Raw genomic sequence first — 9,053 nt, 5'->3', positions numbered from 1 at the left:
GCCACAGGGAGGTGCTTGCAGCGTGTCGGTGGAGTAGACCCTTTGTTCGACTTTTTATACAAACAAAAATAGATCAGTTATTTTTCCAGATTGGTATAAGACGTAGCGGATTAAACGTACGGCTTTCTTTCAGCTCTGCGCTGATTTTGGCGCTTGGCGTTGATTTGTTATAGAATTAGGCCGTTTTTTTGTGCTTATGTCTAAAGGAAATTCCATGACTGACTACCTGATTGCCCCCTCAATATTGTCTGCCGATTTTGCCCGCTTAGGCGAAGAAGTAGACAAGGTATTACAAGCAGGTGCCGATGTTGTGCACTTTGACGTAATGGACAATCATTATGTGCCTAATCTCACCATAGGGCCTATGGTGTGCAAAGCACTACGTAACCATGGTGTTACGGCTCCCATAGACGTACATCTTATGGTTAAGCCGGTTGACAGCCTAGTGCCACAGTTTGCTAAAGCAGGCGCTTCTATTATTACTTTTCACCCCGAAGCGTCGGATCATATCGATCGTACCCTAAGCCTCATTAAAGAGCAGGGCTGTCAGGCCGGCTTAGTCTTTAACCCAGCGACGCCACTGAGTTACTTAGACTATGTAATGGATAAAGTAGACGTTATTTTGCTGATGTCTGTTAATCCTGGCTTTGGTGGTCAATCTTTTATTGATAACACCCTGGATAAACTGCGCGAAGCGCGTCAGCGCATCACCGACAGCGGCCGCAATATTCGCCTAGAAATAGACGGTGGCGTAAAAGTCGATAATATTCGCGCCATTGCCGAAGCAGGGGCAGATATGTTTGTGGCAGGTTCGGCCATTTTTAACCAACCCGACTATAAAGCCGTGATCGATCAAATGCGCAATGAACTGGCTAAAGCTAATGTCTAATATCGATATCCGCCACATTAAACTCATTTTATTTGATTTAGACGGCACCCTTATTGATAGTGTGGTGCAGTTATGGCAAGCGGTTAATCAAATGCTCGCCGAATTGGATCATGCTCAAGTGAGCGAACAAGAAGTGCGGTTGTGGGTGGGTAATGGTGCCGATATGCTGGTGCAACGTGCTTTAACAGCAGCCTTAACTCACCCGCCTACGCCCAGCCAGCATCAACAAGCTCGTGCTTTATTTGATAAAGCTTATCAAGGTCTTGCCAGTCATCAAGTGGTGCTTTATCCCGGTGTAATCAATACCCTAGAGCAGCTTAAAAAAGCGGGCTATACCTTGGCGCTGGTGACCAATAAACCCTATGGCTTTGTGCCCGATATTTTAGCTAATAGTGGCTTAGCACAGTATTTTTCGATGAGCTTAGGGGGCGATAGCCTAGCCGACAAAAAGCCCAGCCCAGCGCCATTGCTGCATGTCTGTCACACCCTGAATATTGCACCAGAGCACAGCATTATGGTGGGGGATTCTGAAAACGACGTACTGGCTGCTCAAGCCGCTGGCATTGCCAGTGTCGGGCTCACCTATGGCTATAACTACGGCAAATCTATAGCCGACAGCCAGCCAAATTGGGTTATTAACCAATTTGGCGAGTTACTCGATTTGTTGAAGTAATGTTGAACGATCGGCAACAGCGCCGATCTTTGCATTATGCTCGAATGTCGTCGCGCGTTTTAACCGCGAAAACTTGCGTAGCAGCTTCTGGTGCCGAGGTTCTTCCCGTGGCGCCTTCATCATTTTTCTTATGTGAAAAATAAATATCCAAAAGATGCACAAGGAATATTTTCATGGTTGAACAAAGGGCCAATACCTCGGCTAAAGCCACTGTTTTTAGTGGTGCCCAGCCCTCGGGTCAATTAACAATAGGTAACTACATGGGCGCATTGCGCCAATGGGTAAACATGCAACAAGACTACGACTGCCTATATTGCATCGTAGATATGCACGCCATTACCGTGCGCCAAGACCCTAAAACGTTGCGCGCGGCCTGCCTTGATGCTGCAGCGCTCTACATGGCGATTGGCCTTGATCCTGATAAAAGCACCCTTTTTATTCAGTCTCACGTACCAGAGCATGCTGAACTATCTTGGGTATTAAATTGTTATACCCAATTTGGCGAGCTATCGCGTATGACGCAGTTTAAAGATAAATCGAGCCGCCACGCCGAAAATATTAATGCCGGTTTATTTACCTATCCCGCACTCATGGCCGCCGATATCTTGCTGTACCAAACTAGCCAGGTGCCTGTGGGTAACGACCAAAAGCAGCACCTTGAACTATCACGTGATGTCGCCTCTCGTTTTAATCAACTTTATGGCGACGTACTTACGGTGCCAGAGCCTTTTATTCCGGCTGATGGCGCACGTATTATGAGTTTGCAAGAACCGACAAAAAAAATGTCTAAGTCAGACGAAAACGTCAATAACTTTATAGGCTTACTTGAAGATCCTAAAGTGATCACTAAAAAGTTAAAACGTGCTGTGACCGACTCAGAAGATCCTCCTGTAATAAAGTTTGACCTAGAAAATAAACCCGGCGTATCAAATCTACTCACCCTAATGTCGGGTGCAACGGGGCGTAGTATTAAAGAGCTAGAAGTGCACTTTGAAGGCAAAATGTACGGCCATCTTAAAACCGAAACCGCCGCAGCCGTATTGGCTATGCTAGAGCCCATTCAGGCCCGTTTTCACGAGTTGCGGGCAGATGAAGAGCAATTAATCAAAATTCTGACGCAAGGCGCCGATAAGGCGCGCGAGAAAGCTGCGAAAACGCTAAAAAGCGTATATGATGTTATTGGTTTTGTGCCCAGACATTTTTAATATTTAAGGGGCCCAAACGCCCCTTTTTATATCACATAATTGGACTTATCTTTTCTGATGACAGACTCTAAGCCTCTGAATAGCGACTTAATCGACAAGCTCTATTGGGTGCGTAAATTCCGCATGGCCAAAAACGAGCAAACTCTTGCATTTATGGTGTCTAAAGTGACTGATAACTATCATAGTCACACTGCTATTATGGCTGCCATTTACCTTGCCGAATGCCAACGCGAGCGCGAACTTGCCCAAGGTCGCCTGTTAGAACACTAAATAAAAAGTGATACGCGTTACGTCGAAGCGCAAACCGACTGCTGTGCGCCTTACGCTGACCGCTGTGCGAAACATAAAACTGGTGTTTTATTTAACGTAAGGCGTGCAGCGTTAAACATACAGCCTTGGTTTAGCTGACGGCTTTCTTTAGCTCGGTGCTGTAGATTGATTTCCCTTCAATACCTGTCAAAATTCTTATATCAGTAATTTCTCTTATTCAAGGTTTACTTAATATGCGTTTTCATAAAACGGGCCTTACATTATTGGCCGCCATGGTACTCACTGCTTGCTCATCTAACACCGCCACTATTCCTACCAAAATAGAAGTAGCTCATGGCCCGACCAGCATTAAAGGTGGTGACGCTACGGGGGCCGATGATATTACGGTGACCACGCCTTACTTTGCATTTGCACTTTCTCAGGGTGAGTTAGTGGATCTTGCTATGATGGAAGAAGGGGTATTTAGTCAAGATCTTATTAAGTCTGTCGACTTTAGCCTCGAAAAAGGCCAAGCAAGCCTAGAAAATGTCGAAATTGTTAAGCACACGACTGATGAGTTAGAAATAGTGGTTACTCGTCATTGGAATAGCCATCGTCTTGTTAGCCGTTATGAAGTGCACAAGGCTTACCCTGGCATTAAGCTGACCACCACAGTATTAGATCCTATTAAGGGCAATACTCAGGCAGGCTACCAACTAGAGCGTAATCACCCCATTGCCAATACGGCAGACAACTATAATGACATGACCCGCATGGTGCATAGCCATTGGACCGCCGGTCAGTTACAGAATAATCTTAGTGAACTCTCCGAAACCGACGATTTACGTCGCAGCTACACTGGCAAAAACAACGAATTTAGTGTTTGGCTAAGTGCGGGCTCTTTGGGTAATTTACGCTCAGATCTGGAAATGTACACCACGGCCAGCCCCCAAGCTGAGTTAGGGCTATTTGATCTCAAACCCATTAGCGGTAATTTTGAAAGTTATTTGTCAGTTATGCGCCAGCGTTGGAGCCGAGGCGAGCGGGTATATTTAAATGCCGGCCCTAAGCTAAAAGACGCTAAGCATAACAGCGGAAAAATCTATGCTTATACCCCTAAAGGTCGGATCACTGCCGACTTTGCTCGTGCTGCAGCACAAGGTCACAGCTTTGTCAGCTTTGGCCCTGAGGTTTACCCTATTACCACCAACTTTGGCGGGGAAGCAAAGCCTTACAAAAAATCAGAAGTCGAATTTCGCTCAGAAATTGGTTTGGCTAAAGCCGAAGTTTGGTTAGATGGTAAACAAGTTGCGGGATGGAAAATTAATGGTGCCAAGTGGTTTAGAACCGGGGTGCCTGTTCCTCCTAATCGCACCTGGATGCAGTGGGTAGTAGAAGACAAGCAAGGTAACAAAGCGTACTCAAACCCGATTTGGATTAAGTGAAGAGCAGCGTGAAGAGCAGCGCCAAGCGCCTAGCACCAAGCAGAAAGCTAAACCACGCGAAGCGTAGGTGTTAGCTAGGCGCTGATCTTTTTCATTAACCCATAAATCATTTTGGATAGCTGCTGTGTTTCATCAATAAGCAACAAGCCTTGTTGCTTATTGATGTAGCTGATTTCAATGCCTATATAAATTTGAGTGCGCAGCTCTGCTGTAGAAGCTTTTGCATAACTTAAAAATTTGACCCGATCTTTGTCGCTATCGCGCTCATAACCTTCAGCAATATTGCTCGCTATTGAAAGAGCAGAGCGCGTGATTTGATCTTTAAACCCATAATCAGACTGTTCCCTCATCAATTTATAGATAGTAGCCGATAACTTTGTAGCGCGTTGCCAGATATTTAAATCTTCAAAATTCATAGCTAATCTCCCTTTAACTACCAATCTTTATTATAGGCTAAAGTGCAGCACCAAGCGCTCGGCGCTGTTTTTTGCTTTGCACCACGCGAAGCGTAGGTGTTAGCTAGGCGCTTGGCGCTTGGTGCTAGGCGCTCGGCGCTGAAGTTACTAATTCAATTCATTCTCATTGCGACTACGTTATTCAAGTAAAATCAATAACTTAAGTTTATATTGAGTTTGTAAAACGTTTTAATCTCTACTATGATTAACTCATTAATCAGGGGGAGGAATGTATGGAAGGCGATAAAAAAGTCATAGAGTACCTTAATCAGGTACTCAGCATAGAGCTTACCTCTATCAACCAATATTTTTTGCATGCGCGTATGTTTAAAAACTGGGGCTTTAACCAGTTAGATGAGCGTGAATATAAAAAGTCTATTAAAGACATGAAACAAGCCGACAAGTTGATTGAGCGGGTGTTGTTTTTAGAAGGTTTGCCGAATTTACAGCATTTAAACCGCTTGCGCATTGGTGAAAATACCCAAGAAATGCTGCAATGCGATAAGCTGCAAGTAGAAGAGCAACTACAAGTATTAAAAGACGCCATTGCCTATTGTGAGTCGGTTAAAGATTATGTTTCGCGCAAGTTGTTGTGTGAAATAGAAGAATACGAAGAAAACCATCTTGATTGGGTAGACTGCCAGCTCGATTTAATTAGCGTGCTCGGTCTGGAAAATTATCAACAGTCTCAAATATAAGGGAGTCAAATATGAAAGGTAGCGCCAAAGTAATAGCGGCATTAAACGAGCTGCTGGCCGGTGAGCTAAGCTCAATGGATCAGTACTTCATTCACTCTCGTATGTATGAAGACTGGGGATACCAAAAGCTGTATGAGCGTATTGATCATGAATTTGATGATGAAAAAGGTCATGCGGCACTAATTATAGAGCGCATTTTATTTTTGGGTGGCACCCCAGACATGGTGACACGTGCGCCATTAAATATTGGTAAAGACGTGCCAGCCATGTTGCAAAGCGATCTTAACCTTGAGCTTAAAGTGATTGACGATTTGCGCGAAGTGATGGCCTTGTGTGAACAAGAGCGTGATTACCAAACGCGCGACATGCTACAAGTATTATTGTCTGATACCGAAAACGATCACACTCACTGGTTAGAGCAACAAGTGGGCTTAATCGACAAAATCGGTCTACCAAACTACCTGCAATCGCAGATGTAAAAAATCAGTGCCCAGTACCAATAAAAAAGCCGCAATAGCGGCTTTTTTTGTCTGTGATTTGTAGGCGTTGTGGTTGAAACCTAAGGCGTACAGCATAAAACATACAGTTGTCTTTTATTACCCTGTGGTAAAAATCATTTGCAAACTAAGTCATTGTTACTTTTATACTGTGCAATACAATAGGGTTAACACAAGCCAAGTGCTTGCTGCTAATGTTGAAGAGGGAGTTTTTGTTTCCTTCAACATTCAGCCTTTAATATTCAACATGGTGCTAAGCACCAGAGCAGGAGCAAACCTATGGATATGATCAAAACTCGCGCCGCCGTTGCTTGGGAAGCCGGTAAACCATTGACCATTGAAGAAGTCGATTTGATGCCGCCACAAAAAGGCGAAGTGTTAGTGCGCATTGTTGCCACTGGCGTGTGTCATACCGACGCTTTTACGCTATCAGGTGACGATCCTGAGGGTATTTTCCCAGCCATACTCGGTCATGAAGGCGGCGGCATAGTCGAGGCCATAGGTGAGGGCGTGACAAGTCTTGAAGTGGGCGATCATGTGATCCCACTCTACACAGCCGAATGTGGTGAGTGTAAATTTTGTACCTCGGGTAAAACTAACCTCTGCCAAGCGGTACGCGCCACTCAAGGCCAAGGGCTTATGCCAGATGGTACCACCCGGTTTTATAAAGACGGCCAACCCATTTTTCACTACATGGGTTGCTCTACCTTTGCTGAACGCACTGTAGTACCAGAAATCGCGTTGGCAAAAATTAATAAAGAAGCTCCCTTAGAAAAAGTGTGCTTACTCGGCTGTGGCGTCACCACAGGTATGGGCGCTGTAAAACACACCGCTAATGTACAAGAGGGCGACACAGTTGCGGTCTTCGGCTTAGGTGGCATTGGCCTTGCGGTTATTATTGGTGCTGTTATGGCCAAAGCCAGTCGCATTATTGCCATTGATATCAATGAAGATAAATTTGCGATCGCCAAGCAACTTGGTGCCACCGACTGCATTAATCCCAATGATTTTGATAAGCCGATCCAAGAGGTTATTGTTGAAATGACCGACGGCGGTGTGGATTACTCATTTGAGTGTATTGGTAGCGTTAAAGTGATGCGCTCGGCGTTAGAGGCCTGCCACAAAGGCTGGGGCGAATCTGTGATTATTGGTGTTGCTGGTGCTGGTCAAGAAATCTCTACTCGTCCGTTTCAACTGGTTACCGGTCGGGTATGGAAAGGCTCCGCTTTTGGTGGCGTAAAAGGCCGCTCACAACTGCCAGGCATAGTAGAGCAATACTTAAACGGCGAATTTGAGCTTGATACTTTTATTACCCACACCATGGGGCTAGAAGACATCAATAAAGCGTTCGACCTTATGCACCAAGGCAAATCAATTCGCACAGTGATCCACTACTAACATACAGCGCCAACTAACAGCTGTACGCCTTACGCCGATCGCTGTACGAAAAAATTAAAACCTAGCGCTGTTCTAACTTGTAGGCGCTGCTTCAGCTGCGCAATATCGCGCAGCGATATCCTGCGGTGTTTTTCTTTAACTGACAGCTGATAGCTTACAGCTGTCTTCAGCGCTGTTTTCACGGGTTTTGTGCATGATATGGCGCTGCTGTTATCGGTGTTGATGTTTTCTAAGGCGTACCGCGTAAAACGTATAGCGTTGGTTTTACGGTGTTTGGGTTTAACTGATAGCTGACAGCTTACAGCTTTCAGCTTTCTTTAAGGAGTTATCATGCACATTGTTCAACAGCAAGTCTGCTTTGGTGGTCGTCAAATTCGCTACCAACACCGCTCGCACGTCCTTAATTGCGACATGCAATTTTCTGTGTTCTTGCCGCCTCAAGCAGAGTCAGAGCCAGTACCTGCGGTATATTGGCTGTCGGGCTTAACCTGTAATGACGAAAACTTCTCAAGTAAAGCCGGTGCCCAGCGCGTGGCGGCAGAACTTGGGTTAGCGCTTATTATTCCTGATACCAGTCCTCGTGGTGAGGGGGTAGCCGATGATGCTAATGCCGCCTACGATTTAGGCTTAGGCGCAGGCTTTTATGTTAACGCCACCCAAGCCCCATGGAACACGCATTATCATATGTATGATTATGTGCTGAACGAGCTGCCCGCCTTAGTAGAAGCAGAGCTGCCGCTTACCGACAAGCGCGCCATTAGTGGTCATTCAATGGGTGGGCACGGCGCTTTAGTGTTAGCCTTGCGTAACCAAGCGCACTTTACTTCGGTGTCGGCCTTTGCGCCTATTAGCAACCCCAGTGATTGCCCTTGGGGGCATAAAGCTTTAACGGCGTATTTAGGTGATAACCGTGATATCTGGGCGCATTATGACGCCAGTTTGCTATTGATGAGCAAAGGCAGCACTTTGCCGATATTGGTCGATCAAGGTGAGGCCGATAACTTTTTAACCGAGCAGTTAAAGCCTCACACCTTAGTGGCTGCGGCCAAGCAAGTAAATGCAGATTTAACCTTGCGTATGCAGCCAGGTTACGATCACAGCTATTATTTTATCGCCAGTTTTATTGAAGACCATTTACGTTTTCATGCTAAACATCTGGGATAAATCAAGCTTGAGTTATTAATAAAAAGCCGCGTTAGCGGCTTTTTTTATGGCTCAGATATACTCCACCGGTATACTGTGCACAGTATAATACCCATCTAGAAACTAATTGATCAGGTTTTATGGCTTCTGTAGGGTCGATTTCAATCGACTAATACCAATCTAAGTAAAAATGTGATCTGATTTAAAGCTGGACCTAGAGGAAACAGAGTCACCTTCCACGACACGCCACTGGGCTAGCCATCTTTGCTGTGTAACAACTGCGAATATTCACAGGATATTCGTTTTATTACCCAACAAAGATACACGCCAGCAAGCTGGCCCATACGGGCTCGGGAAATGCCATCCCTGGCATTGTCACGGTCGTGGAAGCCGATCTCTGT

10 protein-coding genes are annotated in these 9,053 nt (G+C 45.4%); 9 read left to right on the top strand and 1 reads right to left on the bottom strand.

Going from position 1 to position 9,053, the window contains the following annotated elements:
- Positions 1-214: 214 nt before the first annotated feature.
- The 5 genes from rpe (at position 215) to ACTHY5_RS09920 (ending at position 4,461) form a co-directional block, all read left to right on the top strand.
- The gene (rpe, locus tag ACTHY5_RS09940; RefSeq protein WP_441879210.1) at positions 215-889 is read left to right on the top strand and encodes a ribulose-phosphate 3-epimerase; all 675 of its coding nucleotides are present in this window, start codon (positions 215-217) and stop codon (positions 887-889) included.
- Positions 882-1,562 (top strand): phosphoglycolate phosphatase, encoded by a 681-nt coding sequence (locus ACTHY5_RS09935; RefSeq protein ID WP_441879208.1) that lies wholly within the window; start codon positions 882-884, stop codon positions 1,560-1,562. The genes rpe and ACTHY5_RS09935 overlap by 8 nt, the downstream gene beginning before the upstream one ends.
- A 173-nt stretch (positions 1,563-1,735) precedes the next feature.
- Entirely contained in the window at positions 1,736-2,767 is a 1,032-nt protein-coding gene (trpS, locus tag ACTHY5_RS09930) for a tryptophan--tRNA ligase (protein ID WP_441879207.1), read from the top strand.
- Between the two features lie 54 nt (positions 2,768-2,821).
- Positions 2,822-3,037 carry a hypothetical protein gene (locus ACTHY5_RS09925; protein ID WP_441879211.1) on the top strand — a complete coding sequence of 72 codons (216 nt, stop codon included), beginning with the start codon at positions 2,822-2,824 and terminating at the stop codon, positions 3,035-3,037.
- Between the two features lie 233 nt (positions 3,038-3,270).
- Entirely contained in the window at positions 3,271-4,461 is a 1,191-nt protein-coding gene (locus tag ACTHY5_RS09920) for a hypothetical protein (protein ID WP_441879205.1), read from the top strand.
- A gap of 74 nt (positions 4,462-4,535) precedes the next feature.
- On the opposite strand, the gene ACTHY5_RS09915 is transcribed toward ACTHY5_RS09920, so the two are convergent.
- Positions 4,536-4,877, bottom strand: a complete 342-nt coding sequence (locus ACTHY5_RS09915) for a four helix bundle protein (RefSeq protein WP_441879204.1) — start codon at positions 4,875-4,877, stop codon at positions 4,536-4,538.
- A 272-nt stretch (positions 4,878-5,149) separates the two neighbouring features.
- On the opposite strand from ACTHY5_RS09915, the gene bfr (ACTHY5_RS09910) reads away from it, so the two are divergent.
- From bfr (ACTHY5_RS09910) to fghA, 4 genes are all read left to right on the top strand, one after another.
- Positions 5,150-5,614, top strand: a complete 465-nt coding sequence (gene bfr, locus ACTHY5_RS09910; RefSeq protein WP_441879203.1) for a bacterioferritin — start codon at positions 5,150-5,152, stop codon at positions 5,612-5,614.
- 11 nt (positions 5,615-5,625) lie between these two features.
- The gene (gene bfr, locus ACTHY5_RS09905) at positions 5,626-6,093 is read left to right on the top strand and encodes a bacterioferritin (RefSeq protein WP_441879201.1); all 468 of its coding nucleotides are present in this window, start codon (positions 5,626-5,628) and stop codon (positions 6,091-6,093) included.
- Between the two features lie 297 nt (positions 6,094-6,390).
- Entirely contained in the window at positions 6,391-7,509 is a 1,119-nt protein-coding gene (locus ACTHY5_RS09900) for an S-(hydroxymethyl)glutathione dehydrogenase/class III alcohol dehydrogenase (protein WP_441879199.1), read from the top strand.
- A 330-nt stretch (positions 7,510-7,839) separates the two neighbouring features.
- Positions 7,840-8,673, top strand: coding sequence for an S-formylglutathione hydrolase (gene fghA, locus ACTHY5_RS09895; protein ID WP_441879197.1), 834 nt, complete (start codon positions 7,840-7,842; stop codon positions 8,671-8,673).
- Positions 8,674-9,053: the final 380 nt, after the last annotated feature.

The sequence above is a fragment of the Oceanisphaera sp. genome, from assembly GCF_052084945.1.
GTDB lineage: Bacteria > Pseudomonadota > Gammaproteobacteria > Enterobacterales > Aeromonadaceae > Oceanimonas.
This window is presented reverse-complemented; position numbering and strand designations above follow the sequence as displayed.

Excerpts from the sequence above, each read along its gene's own strand:
- rpe (WP_441879210.1), top strand. The coding sequence starts at position 215 with ATGACTGACTACCTGATTGCCCCCTCAATATTGTCTGCCGATTTTGCC.
- ACTHY5_RS09935 (WP_441879208.1), top strand. The coding sequence starts at position 882 with ATGTCTAATATCGATATCCGCCACATTAAACTCATTTTATTTGATTTA.
- trpS (WP_441879207.1), top strand. The coding sequence starts at position 1,736 with ATGGTTGAACAAAGGGCCAATACCTCGGCTAAAGCCACTGTTTTTAGT.
- ACTHY5_RS09920 (WP_441879205.1), top strand. The coding sequence starts at position 3,271 with ATGCGTTTTCATAAAACGGGCCTTACATTATTGGCCGCCATGGTACTC.
- ACTHY5_RS09915 (WP_441879204.1), bottom strand. The coding sequence starts at position 4,877 with ATGAATTTTGAAGATTTAAATATCTGGCAACGCGCTACAAAGTTATCG.
- bfr (WP_441879203.1), top strand. The coding sequence starts at position 5,150 with ATGGAAGGCGATAAAAAAGTCATAGAGTACCTTAATCAGGTACTCAGC.
- bfr (WP_441879201.1), top strand. The coding sequence starts at position 5,626 with ATGAAAGGTAGCGCCAAAGTAATAGCGGCATTAAACGAGCTGCTGGCC.
- ACTHY5_RS09900 (WP_441879199.1), top strand. The coding sequence starts at position 6,391 with ATGGATATGATCAAAACTCGCGCCGCCGTTGCTTGGGAAGCCGGTAAA.
- fghA (WP_441879197.1), top strand. The coding sequence starts at position 7,840 with ATGCACATTGTTCAACAGCAAGTCTGCTTTGGTGGTCGTCAAATTCGC.